At 49.3% G+C, this 19,600-nt stretch carries 19 protein-coding genes; 15 read left to right on the forward strand and 4 right to left on the reverse strand.

Translation table 11 applies throughout. From position 1 onward, the window contains the following. Nucleotides 1–119: 119 nt before the first annotated feature. The 9 genes from G499_RS0103000 (at nt 120) to G499_RS0103040 (ending at nt 11,615) form a co-directional block, all read left to right on the forward strand. Complete coding sequence (locus tag G499_RS0103000; protein WP_026998720.1) at nt 120–1,193, forward strand: phosphotransferase family protein; 1,074 nt, start codon at nt 120–122, stop codon at nt 1,191–1,193. An 8-nt stretch (nt 1,194–1,201) separates the two neighbouring features. Beyond that, the gene (locus G499_RS0103005) at nt 1,202–1,903 is read left to right on the forward strand and encodes a histidine phosphatase family protein (protein ID WP_026998721.1); all 702 of its coding nucleotides are present in this window, start codon (nt 1,202–1,204) and stop codon (nt 1,901–1,903) included. Nucleotides 1,904–2,002: 99 nt separating this feature from the next. Continuing rightward, on the forward strand, nt 2,003–2,434 hold the full coding sequence (locus tag G499_RS0103010; RefSeq protein WP_026998722.1) for a hotdog fold thioesterase: 432 nt from the start codon (nt 2,003–2,005) through the stop codon (nt 2,432–2,434). A gap of 32 nt (nt 2,435–2,466) precedes the next feature. Next, nucleotides 2,467–3,681 (forward strand): chorismate-binding protein, encoded by a 1,215-nt coding sequence (locus tag G499_RS0103015; protein WP_026998723.1) that lies wholly within the window; start codon nt 2,467–2,469, stop codon nt 3,679–3,681. Between the two features lie 84 nt (nt 3,682–3,765). Next, nucleotides 3,766–4,374 carry a DUF697 domain-containing protein gene (locus G499_RS0103020; protein WP_026998724.1) on the forward strand — a complete coding sequence of 203 codons (609 nt, stop codon included), beginning with the start codon at nt 3,766–3,768 and terminating at the stop codon, nt 4,372–4,374. A 152-nt stretch (nt 4,375–4,526) separates the two neighbouring features. Next, entirely contained in the window at nt 4,527–6,500 is a 1,974-nt protein-coding gene (locus G499_RS20860; RefSeq protein ID WP_051295856.1) for a CAP domain-containing protein, read from the forward strand. Between the two features lie 149 nt (nt 6,501–6,649). Next, nucleotides 6,650–8,893, forward strand: coding sequence for a penicillin-binding protein 1A (locus G499_RS18490; protein WP_035726456.1), 2,244 nt, complete (start codon nt 6,650–6,652; stop codon nt 8,891–8,893). A 574-nt stretch (nt 8,894–9,467) separates the two neighbouring features. Continuing rightward, entirely contained in the window at nt 9,468–10,301 is an 834-nt protein-coding gene (locus tag G499_RS0103035; protein WP_026998725.1) for an AAA family ATPase, read from the forward strand. Nucleotides 10,302–10,412: 111 nt separating this feature from the next. Then, nucleotides 10,413–11,615, forward strand: a complete 1,203-nt coding sequence (locus G499_RS0103040; RefSeq protein ID WP_026998726.1) for a vWA domain-containing protein — start codon at nt 10,413–10,415, stop codon at nt 11,613–11,615. 269 nt (nt 11,616–11,884) lie between these two features. Here the strand turns inward: G499_RS0103040 and G499_RS0103045 are convergent, their stop codons facing one another. From G499_RS0103045 to G499_RS0103060, 4 genes are all read right to left on the reverse strand, one after another. Continuing rightward, complete coding sequence (locus G499_RS0103045) at nt 11,885–12,265, reverse strand: hypothetical protein (protein WP_026998727.1); 381 nt, start codon at nt 12,263–12,265, stop codon at nt 11,885–11,887. Between the two features lie 131 nt (nt 12,266–12,396). Next, nucleotides 12,397–12,939 carry an RNA methyltransferase gene (locus G499_RS0103050; RefSeq protein ID WP_026998728.1) on the reverse strand — a complete coding sequence of 181 codons (543 nt, stop codon included), beginning with the start codon at nt 12,937–12,939 and terminating at the stop codon, nt 12,397–12,399. A 42-nt stretch (nt 12,940–12,981) separates the two neighbouring features. Then, complete coding sequence (locus G499_RS0103055) at nt 12,982–13,680, reverse strand: leucine-rich repeat domain-containing protein (protein ID WP_081413614.1); 699 nt, start codon at nt 13,678–13,680, stop codon at nt 12,982–12,984. Between the two features lie 109 nt (nt 13,681–13,789). Next, on the reverse strand, nt 13,790–14,269 hold the full coding sequence (locus G499_RS0103060) for a GAF domain-containing protein (protein ID WP_026998730.1): 480 nt from the start codon (nt 14,267–14,269) through the stop codon (nt 13,790–13,792). Nucleotides 14,270–14,496: 227 nt separating this feature from the next. On the opposite strand from G499_RS0103060, the gene dacB reads away from it, so the two are divergent. The 6 genes from dacB to G499_RS0103100 all read left to right on the forward strand — a co-directional run bounded on the left by dacB (nt 14,497) and on the right by G499_RS0103100 (nt 19,388). Then, entirely contained in the window at nt 14,497–16,020 is a 1,524-nt protein-coding gene (gene dacB / locus G499_RS18495; RefSeq protein WP_051295858.1) for a D-alanyl-D-alanine carboxypeptidase/D-alanyl-D-alanine endopeptidase, read from the forward strand. Nucleotides 16,021–16,251: 231 nt separating this feature from the next. After that, on the forward strand, nt 16,252–16,797 hold the full coding sequence (locus tag G499_RS0103080; protein ID WP_026998732.1) for a tetratricopeptide repeat protein: 546 nt from the start codon (nt 16,252–16,254) through the stop codon (nt 16,795–16,797). 11 nt (nt 16,798–16,808) lie between these two features. Next, nucleotides 16,809–17,156 (forward strand): bacillithiol system redox-active protein YtxJ, encoded by a 348-nt coding sequence (gene ytxJ / locus G499_RS0103085; protein ID WP_051295859.1) that lies wholly within the window; start codon nt 16,809–16,811, stop codon nt 17,154–17,156. Nucleotides 17,157–17,188: 32 nt separating this feature from the next. Then, nucleotides 17,189–17,632 (forward strand): DUF2214 family protein, encoded by a 444-nt coding sequence (locus tag G499_RS0103090; protein WP_026998734.1) that lies wholly within the window; start codon nt 17,189–17,191, stop codon nt 17,630–17,632. Nucleotides 17,633–17,957: 325 nt separating this feature from the next. Continuing rightward, the gene (locus G499_RS0103095; RefSeq protein WP_026998735.1) at nt 17,958–18,827 is read left to right on the forward strand and encodes a nucleoside phosphorylase; all 870 of its coding nucleotides are present in this window, start codon (nt 17,958–17,960) and stop codon (nt 18,825–18,827) included. A gap of 54 nt (nt 18,828–18,881) precedes the next feature. After that, nucleotides 18,882–19,388 carry a hypothetical protein gene (locus tag G499_RS0103100; protein ID WP_026998736.1) on the forward strand — a complete coding sequence of 169 codons (507 nt, stop codon included), beginning with the start codon at nt 18,882–18,884 and terminating at the stop codon, nt 19,386–19,388. Nucleotides 19,389–19,600: the final 212 nt, after the last annotated feature.

Genomic DNA, 19,600 nt, shown 5'->3' on the forward strand with positions numbered 1-19,600 from the left:
TGCGGGCAAAATAATTCCGAATATCGTTTTGAAAAATAGGCCATACTTGTTAATTTGAGCCAAATAAACATCGAAGCCTTTGGGAGAATACCTCAAGGGCTTCCTCAAACTAACAAACTATGAGTCTATCTAGTGATGAATCGAAACCCATCCGCAGCGGCGAAGAGCTGAACATTGACGCTTTGGAAGCTTTTTTGAATGAAGCGCTCCAAACCGATGGCGCTCAAAAGCTGGTGGTGGAGCAGTTTCCAAGTGGTTTTTCCAATCTGACCTACCTCATCAAGCTCGGAGCGCAGGAGTTGGTCTTGCGCCGCCCGCCTTTTGGTTATGAAAAAATTGCCAAAGGCCACGATATGGGGCGCGAGTACAAGGTCTTGCACAGCCTACAGCCGCATTACCCCAAAGCCCCCCGTCCACTGGTATACACAGAAAATACCGAGGTTATTGGGGCACCTTTTTATGTGATGGAGCGCGTAAAGGGTATTATCCTGCGGGCGCGTCAGGATACGGGCTTTGACCAAGCAACAAACCAACGTTTTTATCAAAACTTCATCGATAACCTGGCTGACCTACACAACCTCGATCTAAACGCCACCGGCCTAGCCGATTTGGGCAAGACCGAAGGCTATCTGCAACGCCAAGTCGAAGGTTGGATTAAGCGCTACAAAAATGCCCAAACCGACGACATTCCCGAAATGGAAGAGGCGCTGGCTTGGTTTCCACAAAATATTCCACAAACAAGCTACAACGCCCTCATTCATAACGACTATAAGTTTGACAATATCGTGCTCGACCCCACCGACCCGACCCAAATCAAGGCCGTGCTCGACTGGGAGATGACCACTGTTGGCGATGCGCTCAGCGACCTAGCCACTGCCCTGGCCTACATCCCCGAAGAGGGAGATCCTGCGGCTTCGCTCGTTAATTTTTCTATCAAAATACGCCCCGGTGCGCTCAACCGGGAGGAGTTGTTGGCGCTTTACCAAGAGCGCACCCAGCGTGAGGCTCACGATATGGTCTTTTATTATGCCTTTGCCATCTTTAAGCTAGGGGTGATTATCCAGCAGATATACTTCCGCTACAAAAAAGGATTCACTCAAGACCAGCGCTTTGCGCCGCTAATTTTTATGGTAAAAGACTGTGGCAAGATGTCCTCACTCGCCATTCGCAGCGGCAGAATACGTAACTTTTAACAAGACTTATGACCAATATCTATTTGTTACGCCACGGTCAGGCTTCGTTCCTGAGCGACAATTACGACCAGCTCTCGCCCTTGGGCGAGCAGCAGTCGGAGGCTTTGGGGAAATATTTTGCCCAAAAAAATATCCAGCCCGGCGCTGTCTGGTGTGGGGAGTTGGTGCGTCATCGCCAAACACTCGATGCCTTTGTGAAAGGCTTTGGGGCAGCATTGCCCGAGGCGCAGTTTGATGCGGTGTTCAATGAGCACCAAGGCACCGAAGTTTACAAGGCCTATAAAGAAGAACTGCTACAAGCCGAGCCTGAGCTACAAGCCCGCCTACAAAGCCACGGTAAACACGACCCCGAAGTGCGCAAAGGCTTCCTGAGATTGTTTTTCAAGTCTATCCACGCTTGGTCGCAAGGCGAGCTAGTGGCCGAAGGCTTCGAACAGTTTAGTCAGTTTGCCAGCCGTGTACACAAGGCCAACAAACTACTACAAGAGCAGGCCCAACTACATCAGGATATTCTGGTGTTTACCTCTGGCGGCACGGTGTCGATGTTTATCGGCCTGATGCTGGAGCTGAAACCCAGCCAAGTGATAGACCTCAACTGGCAGACACGCAACACCGGTATCACTGAGCTGGCCTATGGCAACAAACGCTTTTTCTTGAGAGGATTCAACCAAGTGCCCCACTTGCCCGACGAGTGGATTAGCTATGTCTGATGAACAGAAACAGGGGTTTAGATGTTATCACTTAGAGTTTGCCTCGCTATGGGCAAATGTATGGTGCTTTTGGCACAGACCCCACTTGATTTTTAAGATATGATTCTGAACTATAAAGATATTGACCTCCAAGCCCTCAACAGCAGCGGGCGAGGCGCTATGGCCGAGCATATCGGCATTGAGTTTACAGAAATTGGCGAAGACTATGTCTGTGGTAAAATGCCTGTAGACCACCGAACCAAACAGCCCTATGGGATTTTACACGGAGGCGCTTCGGTGGTATTGGCCGAGACGCTGGGGAGCGTAGGTGCTGCCCTGAGTGTAGATATGAACAAGTACCAATGTGTGGGCTTGGACATCAACTCCAATCATATTCGCTCGGTGTACGAAGGATATGTGTATGGCAAAGCACAAGCCCTGCACATTGGCAAAACGACCCAAGTATGGCAGATTGAAATTCGCAATGAAGCCGATAAGCTGGTCAATGTCAGTAGGCTGACAATGGCCGTTATCGAAAAAGGAAGCCGATAAGCTGCCAATTTCTGATTTGGAATTAGTGTGATATGACGCATTCAACCCTCTCTTCTACCCATACCCATCTAGCGCCACAGCGCTTATTAGAAACCACTTGGGCTTTGCAATGGCCTACGGCAGTCTGGCGTTTGCCACGTGAGCGCACTATCCACTGGCTTGCAGATACACAAGCGCAGCCCTTGATAGGCAAGCTCGACCTTGAGGAATCCCCAGCAGGATTTGCGGTAGCGCCTTTTATCAATCCAGAAGGCGGTCAGACACGCCTGCTTCGTGCGGATTTGTATGGACAATGGCCTCAGGGAACATCGCCCGATCTCGCGCAACTGCAAGCTGCTGAGGGCGCTTGGCCTGCGCTAGAACAGCTCAAACAAGGCTGTATAGCCCACACTCCCGCACACTACCCAGTGCCTCCCAACAGCAGCCAACCCATAGCGGCTTCTCAAACACAATATGAGGCAGCAGTGGCGGCGGCCATTACGTCTATCAAGGAAGGAGTATTTCAGAAAGTAGTGCTTTCGCGCACCAAACGCAGCGCTTTGCCCTCAAATTTTGAGCTTTATACCCTTTTTATGGTTCTGTGCGAAGCATATCCGCAGGCATTCGTCTATACCTTCTCGATACCCGGAGAGGGTACGTGGATAGGCGCTACACCCGAAACGCTCATCCAAGTAGAAGCAGGTAAGACCTTCCGTACGGTAGCCCTCGCCGGCACACAATCCCACCTGCCCGAAAGACCACTGAGCCAAGCCCCTTGGACACAAAAGGAAATCGCCGAACAAGCCCTCGTAAGCCGTTATATCATCAACTGCTTCAAGAAAATACGCCTGCGCGAATTTGAAGAACAAGGGCCGCGTACGGTAGTCGCAGGGCACTTGATCCACCTACAGACGGACTTTGTGGTGGATATGGAAGCCACCAACTTCCCCCAATTGGGTACGGTAATGCTCGACCTGCTCCATCCCACCTCTGCTATTTGTGGAATGCCTCAGCCTCCGGCACAAGCTTTTTTGTTGGCACAAGAAGGCTACCAACGAGGCTTTTATAGTGGCTATCTGGGGCCGGTCAATATTGCAGATGCCAGCCGGCTTTTTGTCAACTTAAGGTGCATACAGCTTACGGCTCAAGAGGCTATTGCGTATGCGGGCGCAGGCGTTACTGAAGACTCGGACCCGCGCAAGGAATGGCTCGAAACAGAGATGAAATGCCAAACAGTTTTGCGCCATTTGGCCAAGTCGGAAAAATAAGCTGCATACTGGTGCAACTTTTATCTGTATAAAGCTGTCTTATAATAGACCTTTACTCACCTAACCACTCAACGCTATACTGTTATGGCTAATCTATCTGCCAAGGCTGATGCCATCATCGACAACCACATCCTCTGGTCTATGGCCGCCGGCGCACTCCCTGTGCCCCTGCTTGATATGGCTGCTATCACTGCTATCCAACTCAATATGTTACGAGAGCTGAGCGCACTCTATGGTCGGGAATATTCTGAAACCTTTGGCCGCAATATTATCGGATCACTTACCGGCGCGACCTTGGCCAAGGTGGGCGCTTCGCTGCTCAAAACCATTCCGGGCATTGGCTCACTCCTAGGGGGGATGCCGATGGTGGTGCTTTCCGGGGCATCGACTTATGCGATGGGACAAGTATTTAAAAAACAACTCCAAGTCGAAGATATTCAGAACACCTTCAGTATGGATACTGCCAAGAAGGTATACAACGAAGCTTTTGAGACTGGTAAAGATTATGTCAAACAACTCCGTAAGCAGGTAGGTTGGGACAAAGATGAAGCCCGTGCAAGCCAAAGCCAGGCCAACGAAGCGCAAAAAGCTTTTTATGAAAAAATGGAGCTATTGGCTGATTTGCACAAACGCGGAATCCTCTCGGATGAGGAATACCAACAGAAAAAGGCAACCCTGCTGGCTCAACTCTAAGCCATATATTTCCGAACAACATAGAGGTTTTCAGCTCCGCGCAGTTGCCTGTATTTCACAGGTAACTGGCAGTAGCATCTTTCAAACAGCAAGAGCTTGGTATACGTATAGTTTTAAGACATATACACCACACACACCCAACTCCTCTTGTTATGATGCTAAAAAAACATCTTTACTACCTCCTTGTCTTGATTTGTGGCTTGTCGGCCAATGCGCAGAATTATCAGTTGATGTGGCGCTTTCAGGGCAATGTCTCGGCTGACGGCATTGGCGCAGTGCAAGCTTTGGATACAGATGCTTCTGGCAATGTATACATCACCGGTTTTACGGTTGGCAATTTGGATTTGCGTGGAACGGCTGCCAGCAACAATGGCCGTATCAACAGCGACAAACGGCAAGCCTATATCGCCAAATATAGCCCACAAGGCCAGCTTTTGTGGCAAAAAACACTCCCTACAACTTCGTTTAGCATCCCCAATGATATCCACATAGATGGGCAGGCGGTGTATGTACACGGAGTGTATAAAGGCGCGCTGACTATAGGGAGCAAACGCTTCAGCAGTACTAACGACCAAGCCAATTTTTTGTGTCGGGTGGATGCCAACAACGGAAATTTTATCTGGGCACAAGACAGCCAAAGCGCCCCCATCCGCTCTACCTTTGGGCTACACCATTTTGTGGGCGACGGGCGCGGCAATCTCTATGTATACACCCGCTCAGACCACCTTTGTCGCTTCGACAAAGACGGCAACGCCACCAAGCTGAATATGGGACAGGTTTCTTGGCAGTTTCGATTCAGCACCTATGGCCTATCTATCGACCAACAGGGAAGGGTGCACCTGCTGGGGGTGATTCCTGAAAAAGACAACAGATCCGGAGAGGGGACATATACCAAGCTAGATGGAAGTAGCGCTACCGTCAAACTTCCTTTTGCTCCAGGTGCAGACCGCAGCGTGGCTTATCGCATCATCCTTGACCCACAACAAGACCGAGTAGCAGATTTTCAGCTGATGAGTATCAAAGGAGGGGGCTTGGTTTCTTCTAATGGCAAAATCACGGCCTTTGTAGACGCTGACCAAAATGCTTATTTTATGACCTATAGCGCTGATAAGCCTGCGGACGGCTCACGGTTTACCAACTGCCTGAGTAAGTTTGACCCCAATGGGAAGCTACTCTGGCGCTATGATGTACCCGGATACCTAGAGTCGGCAGCCATAGCCGCCAATGGAGAGGTGATGTTGACCTACTCCCGCTGGGACGATGTAGACAAGGCCTACTGGGTTGTTTTCGTGCACCGCCTCGATGTTGGTGGCAAACGCATTTGGAACACCAGCTTTCCGGCGCGTAATGCCGATGGCAGCTATGGATGGGCAGAGTTTCGTTCTTCCTGTGGAACGGCCAATGTTTTTGGCCGCTTTGACCGCACCGGAAAACACTATTTCTTGTATGGGGAAATAGCCGCTGGCACTATCAATATCGATTTTGCCGGAGGCAATACCAGCCTTCAGGCCGGCTCAGGGTCTCAATCAGACCTGTTTTTGGTCAAATATGATACTGGGCAAAAAGGCCGAACCATCACAAATAACACAGGCAGTAGCGGCAACATGACTGCTGATAATAGTGGTAATAATGCTCGCAACGGCAACAACAATACAAGTGTCAACGGCAACAACAATAGGGCTGGAGGCGGTGTGGGGCTGCCTAGTTTTGTGGGTTGTGCCCAAGGCAATGAAGTAGTACCGGCAGACAATGCGGCCTACGAGCAGCGGGTACTTGAGTTGGTCAATCAAGAGCGCCGCCGTAATGGCTTACCCGCCCTCACTTGGAGCGAAAGCCTAGCCCAAGCTGCGCGCTACCACGCCGCCGATATGGCCACAGACGACTACTTTGAGCACGACAGCCACGATCGAGTCAATGGCCGACTGGTGAAAGTGTGTGATACTTTTGAGCGGATTCGTCGGTTTGGACACGGCTTGGCCGAAAACATCGCCGGTACAAGCACCCCCGAAGCGGCTATGCGCCTATGGATGGACAGCCCCGGACACCGTGCCAACATCCTCAGCCGAAATACTACGCTAGGGGTAGGGTATTATCAAGGCTATTGGGTTCAGGTATTTGGGCGTTAGTAAGATTGCCCGAAAGCCCTATTTTATTGACCAAAAGCTTGTTTTGGTGAAAAATTACTAACTTGCACCGGCTTACGCGCTTGCGTATAGCCGGTATTGTTGTGTTTAGTTATTTGCCATTTATTTCCCCTCAAACTACCTGCTTTGTCATGAATTGGATTGCCAAAGGAAAATACCTCAGATATATCATCGGCTTGTGGGTGATAGCCTTCTTGTCATTCTTTTTTGTAGTGTCTTATTTTTGGGCACTCAATGCGAATTTCCTCAATATGTTTGGGGAAATCCCCAGCCTCGAAAACCTCGAAAACCCTCGAAGTGAGTTGGCTTCTGAAATCTATACCGCCGATAATGTGCTGATGGGTAAATACTACCGCGAAAATCGTACGCCAGTAGAGTATGAAGAGTTGTCTCCCTATTTGATCAACTGCCTCATTGCTACCGAAGATGCGCGGTTTGAAGAACACCCGGGGATAGATCTTGAAGCGTTGATGCGTGTGGCTTTATATTTGGGCAAAAAAGGAGGGGGTAGTACCCTGACACAACAGCTGGCCAAAAACCTTTTCCGCCTTCGACAAGAGGAGCGCTACCAGGGATGGCTCGAAAAAATACCGATGATGCGCTCAGTAGTGATGAAAAGTAAGGAGTGGTTGACGGCTATCAAAATCGAACAAAGCTATACCAAAAAAGAAATCATCACGATGTATCTCAATACAGTAGAATTTGGGAGCAATGCTTTTGGGATACACACTGCCTCAAAAACCTTTTTTGACAAAGAGCCTAGCCAGCTTACCCTCCCTGAGGCGGCTGTATTGGTTGGCTTGTTACAAGCACCAACACGCTATAGTCCTATTTCGAACTACAACAACGCCATCCGCCGCCGCAATGTGGTTATCTCCCAAGTGGCCAAATACAAGTATATCTCTGAATCAGAAGCAGCTTTTTACCAAAAAACACCCATCGAACTGCGCTATGGGGTAGAAGAACTGGCCGCTGGGATAGCCCCTTATTTCCGTATCGAAGCCCGCAAGTTCTTGTTAGAATGGGCCGAAGCTACCGGCCACGATCTCTATGCTGATGGCTTACGCATCTATACTACAATCGACTCCAAAATGCAGGAATATGCAGAAGAGGCGGTGAAGGAGCATATGAAGAAATTTCAGAAAATATTTTACGAGCACTGGCAAGGACGCAACCCTTGGGTAGACCAATACAACCGTGAGATGCCCAACTATATCGAAAACTTGGCTCGCCGAACCCCCAAGTTCAGAGACCTACAACGCCAAGGTTTGAAAGAACGCGAAATCTGGCGGGTGATGAATACACCTGTCAAAACACAGGTCTTTACTTGGGACAATGCCACTGGTATCCGCGATACCACCCTCAGCCCCTTAGACTCCATCCGCTACCAGCAGCATTTCCTCCACACAGGCTTTATGGCCATGGAGCCTAAAACAGGCCAAGTCAAAGCTTGGGTCGGGGGGATAGACTTCAAGTTTTTTCAATATGACCACGTAAAACAAGGGACACGCCAGCCTGGCTCTACCTTCAAGCCTATTGTGTATGTAACAGCGCTGGACAATGGCTACACGCCTTGTTCGCAGTTTAGAGACGAACCCGTAACTTTTGGCAGTGGCCCTTATTCTTGGACGGCCCGCAACTCCTACGGCTCATACTCAGGGCAAATGCTCACCCTCCGCCAAGCGCTTGGGCAATCTGTAAACTCCGTAACTGCCGGCATCACCAAACGGGTAGGGGTGCCCAATATCATCCAATATGCCCGCGATTTGGGGATTACCTCCCCTCTCGAAGCTGTACCAACGCTCTGTTTGGGAGCTAGCGATGTGTCGGTATATGAGCTATTGGGTGCGTATGCCACCTTTGCCAACAAAGGCCGACACGTCCGCCCACAGTTTATCACCCGCATCGAAGACCGCAACGGTAATGTCATCGCTGAGTTTGTGCCTGAAGTAAAGCAAGTCATCAGCGAAGAAATCGCCTATCTGATGCTCCATCTACTTACTTCTGCCACCGAACCCGGGGGTACTTCTACCTCTCTACACAGCTATGGTGTTACCAAAGACAACCAAATAGGAGCCAAAACCGGAACGACCCAAAACAACTCTGATGCTTGGTTTATGGGCGTTACCCAAGACCTCGCCGCAGGGCTTTGGGTAGGAGGCGACAACCGTAGTGTGCGCTTCCGTACCATCGCACTCGGGCAGGGAGCTGTATTGGCACTACCTGTGTGGGGGTTGTTTATGCAGAAGGTCTATGAAGACCCGCGCCTGAAGGAAATCTACCGCCGCCGCCCCTTTGAAAAGCCCGAAAATCTCTCCATTGAGCTAGACTGTAACAAGGCTCGTCTCAATACGATGGAGCGATATATCAACTAAAATACTTTGCTCTTGGGCAAACCAAAAACCCTTATCTTACAACAGTAGGATGAGGGTTTTGATATTGATGCCAAAACTTATACCAGGATTCACAAGATTTGAGGAGTTACAAAATTTGATTCTCAAGGATTTTCAGCGGACACATTTCCCAAACCAATTTGGGTTGGGTATGTTTGATTCGAGGCGCCACACAATGATTTTTAGGCCACGGGTACACAAATGTGTTTTTGCCTGTGTGTACAGGTGTTGTAAACCGCCGCTGATTTTTAGTCAATGACCTTAGGGTAAGCCACAAACACGCCACTGATCATTTTTCAAAACCACAGTTAAAACTGTGGGCTAAGTCTCATTTTGGAGGTAAAATGAGGCCTCGACTTGTCTCGACGCTGGAGCTCCGCGCTACTTTTTCAAAAATGTCCAGTGGTGTGAGCCACAAACAATCCCCTCCCTCTATGGGTTTTGACAAGAGTGTTTTGCTTTGCTGCTATTTGTAATCCTGATACAAACGATGTATCTTTATCAATTGTGGCCATTCATCAAACTAACTTACGCACGTTTTCACCATTCATCGCTTATGAAATTTCAAGGAACCGATACCTACATCGCTACCAATGAGTTACAGGTAGCCGTCAATGCGGCCATTGCGCTCGAAAAACCCCTCCTCATCAAGGGCGAGCCGGGCACAGGCAAGACGATGCTTGCCTACGAAATCGCCAAGGCGCTTAACAAGCCCCTGCTTACTTGGCATATCAAATCGACGACGATGGCGCAGCAGGGTTTATACGAATATGATGCTGTCTCGCGATTGCGTGACTCCCAGCTGGGTGATGAGCGCGTGCGTGATATTGCCAACTACATCAAAAAAGGCAAGCTTTGGGAGGCTTTTGAGGCCGACGAAGCCCCTGTGCTCCTCATCGATGAAGTCGACAAGGCTGATATCGAGTTTCCCAATGACTTGCTGCTCGAATTGGATAAGATGGAGTTTTATGTCTATGAGCTACAGCGCACCATTGTGGCCAAGCAGCGCCCCATTATCCTCATCACCTCCAACAACGAAAAAGAACTGCCTGATGCCTTCCTACGCCGTTGCTTTTTCCACTATATCCAATTCCCCGACCCCGCTACGATGAAGGACATCGTTGAGGTACACTTCCCCAACCTCGAACGCGACCTGATGGACCACGCCCTCAAGGTGTTCTACAACCTACGTGAAGTCAAAGGCCTTAAGAAAAAGCCTTCTACCAGCGAGTTGGTCGACTGGATACGCCTCCTCAAGCTAGGCAGTGTTTCTGCTATCGACCTCGATAAGGTGGACTTTGTCAGCCATATGCCGCCCTATGGGGGCGCGCTGCTCAAAAATGAGCAAGATTACACCCTGCTCGACCGCCTGCGCCGCTTTGGGCGCTAGCTTTGGGTATTTCCCCGTGTGAGACACAGGGAACTGCTTGGTGCAGTTCCTAAACCACACAGGCTCTTCATACTTCCATATTCCATCGCCCAAACTGCCTACTCAATAACTATGTTTCTCGACTTTTTCCGCCTCCTCAAAAGTAATGGCATCCCCGTAACCCTGCGCGAGCACCTGACCCTGCTCGAAGCCCTCGACAAGGGAGTGGTGGCCTACAGCATCGACGATTTCTACGCCCTCAGCCGGGCGGCGCTGGTCAAACACGAGCAGCACCTCGACCGCTTCGATGTGCTTTTCGGGATGTTCTTTAGGCAACTCGACAATATCCCGGTCGAGAAAATCGTCCAAATTCCTGCCGAGTGGCTACAAAAAGGGATTGAAGACCGGCAGTTTAGCCCCGAAGAGATGGCCGCCATCGAGGCGATGGGCGGCCTCGACAAGCTGATGGAGCGCCTGCGCGAGCTGCTCGAAGAGCAGAAAGAGCGCCACGAAGGCGGCGATACTTGGATAGGTACGCAAGGTACTTCGCCTTTTGGTGCCTATGGCTACAATCCTGAAGGCGTGCGCATAGGCCAAGAACAAGGCCGGCAGGGCCGCGCCGTAAAAGTATGGGACAAACGCAGCTACCAAAACCTCGACGACAATGTAGAGCTGGATACCCGCAACATCAAACTAGCGCTCAAGCGTCTGCGCATCCTCACCCGCGAAGGCCGCCGCGAAGAGCTAGACCTTGATACCACTATCCGCAAGACCTCCGAAAACGCCGGCGTGCTCGACTTGGAACTGGTGCCGTCTAAGAAAAATCGTGTCAAGGTCTTGATATTGTTTGATATTGGCGGGTCTATGGATGCGCACATCCGCCTCTGCGAACAGCTTTTCTCGGCGGCCAAGTATGAATTCAAACATCTGGAATATTACTACTTCCATAACTGCCTCTATGAGTTTGTCTGGAAAGACAATACCCGCCGCCATACTGAGCGCATCCCTACCCTCGAACTGCTCCATAAATACAATCAAGACTACAAACTCATCTTTGTAGGCGATGCCACCATGGCTCCCTATGAAATCACCGCTCCCCAAGGTAGCGTAGAACACTACAACGAAGAGCCGGGAAAGGTCTGGATTCAGCGTATGCGCGAGCAGTTTCCCTACAGCATCTGGCTCAACCCAACGCTTCCCAAGTATTGGGACTTCACCCCTTCGATAGAATTGCTGCGCGAATTGATGGACGACAGGATGTTTCCTCTTACCCTAGGCGGCCTCACTGCTGCCATGAAGGCGCTCAAAGACAAAAAAATCAAGTATGAGGGGTAAACGGCCATTGTTACGCCCCCTTAGTCAGGCATTTACCCCAGCCTCAATCCGTAGTTTCGGCCTTCAAATTACAGCCTTTGCCCGATAGTACCGCCACTCGATTTGCCCTAACTTTGCATTGTAAGCTAGAGAGTTTTGCGCTATGATGCAAAGTTCTTCTGCTTCACAGCAACTGTGTAGCATAGTGTTTTCATTTGAGGTTTAGTTTTGAAAAAGGTTTAGTATGTGAAAAGCCGACACTCCCTGAGTATCGGCTTTTTTGTTTTGCGCTATTCGGGGCTGTTCAAATCCTCTTCAGGATAGGGCACAAACACGAAATTGGTAAATTGCTCATCTACTACAAAGAGGCAGCAGAACTCTTCAGGATTTTTGTAGGCATCCTTAAAGCGTTGTTCATCGGCTACAAGTTGGCGTTGGACAAACTCATCCAAAAAAGAAAAATAGTAGTTCCAAGTCAATTGGTGGGTGTTTTTATCTAACAGGAGTTGCCCAACAGGAAGCCCCACCTTAGAGATAGGAAAAATGGGATAGTCAGATATTTTACGTACCCGAAGTTGGTACGAGGCCTCTTGGAGGGTTTGGCTTACCTTCACAAAGTCTTGGGTGATAGTACCCAAATATTTCCCATCGAGTTCGGGGTCATTTACCATAGTTATACCAAGATTTATTTGATTTAAGGATTCTACTGGATTTAATCCTCTTGAATACCAATGATTTGCAATGCGCAGGTTTACCAAACCAGTTGTGGTTGAGTATAATTCTGCTTGGGTCTAAAAACGGCTCAGTGCTGATGCCTCAGAAACCCTTGGCTATGTTGCCAGAGCACAATCCCCACACTCACCGATACGTTGAGGGAGTGTTTGGTTCCCCATTGTGGGATTTCGAGGCAGGCATCACAAAGGGGTAGCACTTGGTCTTGTACCCCAGCCACCTCATTGCCAAATACGAAGGCGTATTTTTCGGTAGCCTCAAAGGCATAGTTTTCGAGCGAAATACTGCCTTCAGCTTGTTCTATAGCCAAGATGCGGTAACCTTGGGCTTTGAGTTTGGTGAGGAGGGCGGGGGTGTCTTGGTGGTGTTCCCAAGCAACAGATTCGGTAGCACCTAGGGCAGTTTTGTGAATCTCGCGGTTGGGGGGTGTGCCAGTGATGCCACAAAGGTAAATCTTTTCGGCCAAAAATGCGTCTGCTGTTCGGAAAGCCGCGCCCACATTGTGTAGGCTGCGGATGTTGTCGAGCACCAAACAGATAGGACGCTTGGCTACTGCCTGATAAGCCTCAGGACTGAGGCGGTTCATTTCTTCGATGGCAAGTTTGCGAAGCATAGTTTTTTTATACGATAAGGTAAGGAAGCTTTTTATGACCCATCAAATATCTTCTCCAATGGGAGAAAAAAACAGCTCGGTATCGGGGAGCAGCTCGTGGAAACGCGCCCTGTCCCATTCGTTGAGGGAGATTCCTTCGGCCTGTAGCTGTTGTAGTTTGAGTTGGTCTATACTGTAGGGTAGCATTTTGATGCCTTTGTTTTGGCTGATATTGAGCAGGCGTAGTGTTTTGAGTTGGCTGATTTCGTCGGGTAGGGCGCTGAGTAAGTTGGCGCTGAGGTGTAGTTCTTCGAGGGTTTTGAGCTTGCCTATAGTTGCCGGTAGTTGCTGGATTTTACATTGGTGAAGGTTGAGGTATTGAAGTTTTGGGAGCTTGCTCAGGAGCGCAAAAGTATGCTCCCAGTCGAGTTGCGCGTTGCCGGTCAGGTAGAGTGTTTTGAGCTGTTTGAGTTGGTTGAGTGTTTCGGGCAAGCGGCGGAGGTTGTTGCCGGCTAGGTTGAGTTCTTCGAGGTGATGTAACTCCCCGATGGCTTCGGGCAGGCTTTCGAGGTCATTGCCCGACAGGCTTAGGCGATAAACGGCCTCTGGTTGCCGGAGCGCCTGCTCTAAGGTAAGAAATACCCTCTCTTTGTCAACTTCTACAACCTTGGTCGAAGCTTCTTCTTCTACTTGATGGGCAGGGCTGCAAGCCCCAACACCAATGGTTAGCGCTAGCACTAGGAATCTGAACATTCGTAACATAAGAAAACACAATAAATTTGATGAAGTATACGCTGTGGGCGCTGTACATACAACGCCTTTGAAGGGGCAAACAGTATGCCGCCCACACGTAAGTTGGGTGACAAATATGTTACTTTTTCTCGATAATTCGCATAATTTCTTCGAGGAATCGCTGATCTACTTCGTCAAAATCGTTGAGCTGGTCGCTGTCTACATCCAAGACCATCGTTACCTTGCCGTCCTTAAAACCCGGCACTACTATCTCAGACTTAGAGGCACTACTGCAGGCGATGTGCCCTGGGAACTGCTCCACATCGGCTACGATGATGGTCTGGGCTTGGGTGTAGCAAGCGCCACAAACACCCTTATGAAAGGGGATTCGGGTACAGGCCAAAGGGCCTTGGAAAGGGCCTAAGACCAACTGTTCTTCTTTGACCAAATAAAAACCCACCCAGAAGAAGCCCAAGGCTTCCTTCAATACTGCGGATACATTGGCCAAGTTGGCAATCAAATCTGCTTCAGCGCCTACTAGGGCGGCTATCTGTGGAACAATGGCCTCGTAACGCTCTTGGCGCGAGGCTGTTTGAGGAACATAAAGGGTCTCTGCCATATATTTGGGTTGCTTGTTTTTTGGTTGGGCTGAGCACGGCAACAGCCTTGCAAAGGGGACAAATTTACAAAATTTTGCGCAAGCAGCCCTTTGTCAAACAGTCCCTAGCGCCGGAGTGTTCCCCGATGTGTGTGGTTCGTGCAAACAAAAACAGCCCTATCTCCTTATTTTTTGCAGTGGGTTGGTTATCTTCGTAGCCGTTGCGCCACTACTAGCCCACCTGCCTTATGTACAAAAACTACCTTGCTAATCTATTCGGCCTGCGATTTTTGCCGGTCTTATTATTGGTGGGTATATTGCTCACCTGTCAATCATCCGAAAATGTAGCCCAAGCGCCTATGCCTTATGACCCTGAGCAAGTACAATCTGCTCTCCAAACCCTTGTTCAAGACTCAGTGCTTAGGCACGGAATGCTGGCCGTGTCTGTCCGCTCCCTACGCAGCCAAGAGGTAGTAGTAGAGCATCAGGGTCAGCTGACGCTCAACGCTGCCTCGGTACTCAAGGCTGTTACCACTGCCACTGCCCTAGAGCTGCTTGGCAGTCAATTTAGCTTCGAAACTACGTTGGCCTACGACGGGCGCATTACGACACAAGGGGTGTTGGAAGGGAATCTCTACCTCGTTGGTGGGGGCGACCCTACTTTTGCTTCCCCCTTGATGGGGCAGGGGCTGCCTCTCGCCTTGGCGCCTTTTGTGCAGGCTGTCCAACGCGCAGGTATTCGCCGCATTGAGGGGCAAATCATTGCCGACGAAAGCCTCTTTGACCCCAATACCTTGCCCTACGGCTGGATTTGGGGCGATATGGGCAACTATTACGGAGCTCCCGTACACGCCCTCAACTGCCTTGACAATAGCTACAATCTTTGGCTCAAGCCCGGCGCAACCATAGGCGACCCTACCGAGGTAGTCAAGACAGAACCTTATCTCCCGGGGGTGGTTTTTCACAATCGCGCCCTGACTGCTGCCGCCGGCACTGGCGACAATTGCGTGATTTATGGTGCGCCCTACGACCAAGTACGCTATACTTCCGGCACTATCCCTCAAGGGGGACTGTTCAAAGTGCGGGGAGCCATTCCTGACCCGGGGATGCTGCTCATCAGCCATTTGCGCGAGCGCCTCAAGCAGCAGGGGGTAGAGGTAATCGGCAAAAACAATTCTTCGCGGCTGTTGGCGCAAGCCGGCCAAAACCTGCCTGATACAGTGCGTACGGTCTTGTATCGACATCGATCGCCTGCCTTAGGTCAAGTAGCGCAGGTAACCAACTGGTATAGTGTAAATCTGTATGCTGAGGCCATGCTCAAGGCCCTTGGCCGAGAGGAGAAAAAGCAATACGGTGACACCTTTGCCGGCGCAAAAGCGATGAAGGACTATTGGCAAGCTCAAGGGCTTGATGTGTCCGGCTGGGTGCTTCACGATGGCAGCGGCCTTTCGGTCAGCAATGGCATCACCACCGACCTACTGACGGGTATCCTAGCCTCGATGTCCCAACGCAAAAGCTATGAGGTTTTTTACGCTTCGTTGCCCGTAGCAGGTGTTTCGGGCACACTGGCCGGAATGGGAGGCAGCTCCCGCATTCGGGGAAATTTGCGCGCCAAAAGTGGCGCAATGACCGGAGTGCTGGCCTATGCAGGCTATTTTACTACGGCCACCGGCGAGCCTATGGCCTTTGCCATCATCAGCAACCGGCATACCTGCAACTATAGCACAATGCGGCAGAAAATAGAAACCTTTTTGGCGGCTATGGTTCAGTAAGCAATTCCCAACCAAGACAGAAAGTGGGAAATTTGTGTAAAAATCACAGGCGCTTGCTTTTGCGCGGCAATATTTATAACTTTATCCTCAAACAAGCCGCTTAACCTACAGGTTATTCAGCGGCAGCCCTTAGCATAGTCTCCCCTCCTCTGTCTGAATAGTTAATGCTGTGAATGGTTCTTCAAAATAGTATGTCCGCCAACATACTTCATCCAATTCTGTGTGGTACTTATGGAAGGTCTTTCTGTATTTTTAATTTTTGGCCTCTACATCGGCATTCGGCTGATGTTGGGGCATCATAAAAGTCCGGCACAGCGCGATGCTAAACGCCTAGGCGAGGGCGTGGCGCTTTTGGCTCAAAAGCAGTATGAAGATGCCTTGGCTTATTTTGAAAAAGCGCTCAAACAATCCCCCAACAGCGCCTTGGCTTGGACTTGTAAGGCGCAGTGTCATCTACAACTCCAACAACCTTTTTATTGCTTACACGCCTGCACCAAAGCCCTTGATATAGACTACACCCTTCGTCAAAACTACCTCTACAAGGGCATTGCCCTGATGCAAATCCAAGAACACGAACAAGCCCTACAAGAACTAGACAAGGCCGTTTGGCACTACAAATCGACTTCTGCCGAAGCCCTACGGTATCGAGGTTTAGCACATTATAGGCTGGGCAATAATGACAAAGCCGAGCTGGATTTCAAAAAAGCAATCCAACTCCACGACGAAGATGCCAATTATTACCTCCGTTGTATGATTAACCAAACTGATTTGACCTGATCATTACCTCAATGAATATTACGTGGATTCCCCTTCGCCAAGCCTCACAAATTGCAGAGGCAGTGGCAGTCTCCCAACAACAACCAGTCCTGATTTTCAAACACAGCCATCGCTGCAATATCAGTGCTTCGGCCTTGAACCGCTTAGAGCGACGCTGGGAAGCTGATTTTGGCCATAAAATACAGTGTTATATGGTCGATGTGGTGGCTGACCGCCCTACTTCGCTCCAACTAGCAGAAGAATTGGGCGTATACCACGAGTCACCTCAGGCCATTGTATTGGCGCAGGGCAAAGTACAATACCACGAATCGCATCTTGGGATTACCTATGAAGCTATTCGCGAAGCTGCCGAACAATAAGCTTAGCCCTATCTGACAAATCTCAAAACCTTATGCTACTAGAAATTTCGATAAAGTATGTACACTTCCTGTGTATTTTTGCCATTGTAGGGGCTTTGGTAGGGGAGCACCTGCTGCTCAAACCCACACTCTCGCGCCAAGAGCTACGTCGCCTCTCACGCATTGATGCTATATATGGAATCAGTGCGTTGTTGTTGTTGGCGGCAGGTTTTACACTGTGGTTTGGCGTGGGTAAACCCGCTGATTTTTATACCAAAAACTGGATTTTCCACCTCAAAATAGGACTTTTTGTCCTTATTGGCCTACTATCTATCTACCCTACAGTGTTTTTTCTCCAACAAAGCAAAGGGCAGGACGAAGAGTTGGTCAGCATCCCGCCACTCTTAGTTTGGTGCGTGCGTTTAGAGCTTTTGGCACTAGCAATCATTCCTTTTTGCGCCTCACTGATGGCGCGTGGCATCGGTACTTTTGCGTAGACATATTTATTGTACGATATCACACAAGGCTTTATGCTAGTATTTGCAAGGTTTTTGTGGGATATATTGACCGTTGTTTGTAAGGCTATTTTTAGTGAATTTTTGAGTATCCAATAATTACTAAGAGATTTCTGACCAATAGTTTTAGGCAAATACCAAACACACTGCTCTCCAAACACAATAGCAGTACTCAAAAGCCAACTTTATCCTCTGTTTTTATCCTAAGATGTTATTTGGCTTAGGGGTTTACTTGAGCTGATTTTCTTGAATCTCCCTGACTATCAGCGCATATATTTTCCAAACTAATTTCGATTGAATATATATTATGACGACACCCATACCCGATTCAGAGCTTATCATCAATCCTGACGGAAGTATCTACCACCTTCACTTACGCCCCGAAGAGCTGGCCAATACTATCATCACTGTTGGCGACCCTGACCGAGTGTCGATGGTATCTCAATATTTTGACCGCATAGAGGTCAAACAACAAAAACGCGAATTTGTAACCCACACAGGCTACATTGGCTCAAAACGCCTGACAGTCATCTCTTCTGGTATTGGTACAGACAATGTAGAAATCTTGTTGACCGAGTTGGATGCCTTGGCCAATATTGATTTTGAGACAAGGCAAGTCAAAACCCGTCCTCAGGCGCTTGACATCATCCGTATCGGTACTTCGGGAACACTACGTGCCGACATCCCCCTCGATACACTCTTAGCCTCGGTATATGGGCTTGGACTTGATACACTGATGAGCTTTTATCCGCTTGCCCCCGAACAACAACAGGCCGGCGTTGCCGAATCTTTTCAGCAAGCGCTCAGGCTGCCTTTTCGCCCCTATTGCGTAGCAGGCGATGCCTCGTTACGCCAACAACTTGCCGCAGACCTCTACCAAGGCAACACGTTGACCGCCCCCGGGTTCTATGCTCCCCAAGGCCGATATTTACGCCTACATGGGCAACATCAGACCTACCTCGAAACCATCCAGCGCTTCAAACACCAAGACTTTGAACTGCATAATTTTGAAATGGAAACCGCCGGTTATTACGCTTTGGCCAAATTGTTAGGGCATAGGATGTTGTCTCTCAATGCTATAGTAGCCAACAGGGCGCAAGGCCAATTTTCTGTTAATCCGCTAAAAACAGTCGACCGTCTGATACAACAAACACTTGAACGACTAAGCACAAACTAAATCAAACCACCGAATGTTCTCTTAGAACAACGGTATTTATAACACAGGAGAATTATGTTCGTACATTTCGAAGAAATGCCCGCCGAGGCGAGGGTATGGATATACCAAGCCAATAGGCATCTGACCACCGAAGAACAAGCCCACATAGCCACACAGGCACGTGCTTTTACTGAAAAATGGGATAGTCACCAACGCCCACTCAAGGCTTCGTACAAACTGATGTATGATACCTTTCTGCTACTTAGTGTAGATGAAACCCTCCACAATGCCAGTGGTTGCTCTATTGATAAATCAGTAGCGTTGCTCAAAAGCCTAGAGCAGGATTTGGCCATTTCCTTTTTTGACCGGATGCTGCTGGCTTATTGGCAAGATGAGTGTGTCAATTTTGTCTCTATGGCCAATATCAAAGACGCGATAAGCGCTGGCCGTATCACTCCCGACACGCTTATTTTCAACAATACCATTCAAACTGTGGGGGAGCTGCGCACACAGTGGCTACAAAGTGCGCAAGACTCGTGGCTGAAGCGCTTTTTTAGCAGTCAAACCGCCACCGCTTCCTAAGTTTTTGTTAAAAGTATACCAAGAGTTATTGGTTGCAGGATTTACAGGATTTGATTTTCTTGATTCTCAAGGATTTTTAGAGCAGGTATTTCCCAAACTTATTTCGATTGAGTACATGTACTCAGCCTACGATGAAAGTCGTGGGTTTGTTTTTTGGTGCGTCAACCGCATCTTTGGAAATGAGTAAAGTATCTTTTGAAAAAAGACCCTCG

Source organism: Eisenibacter elegans DSM 3317 (genome assembly GCF_000430505.1).
In the GTDB taxonomy this organism is placed as follows: Bacteria; Bacteroidota; Bacteroidia; order Cytophagales; family Microscillaceae; genus Eisenibacter; species Eisenibacter elegans.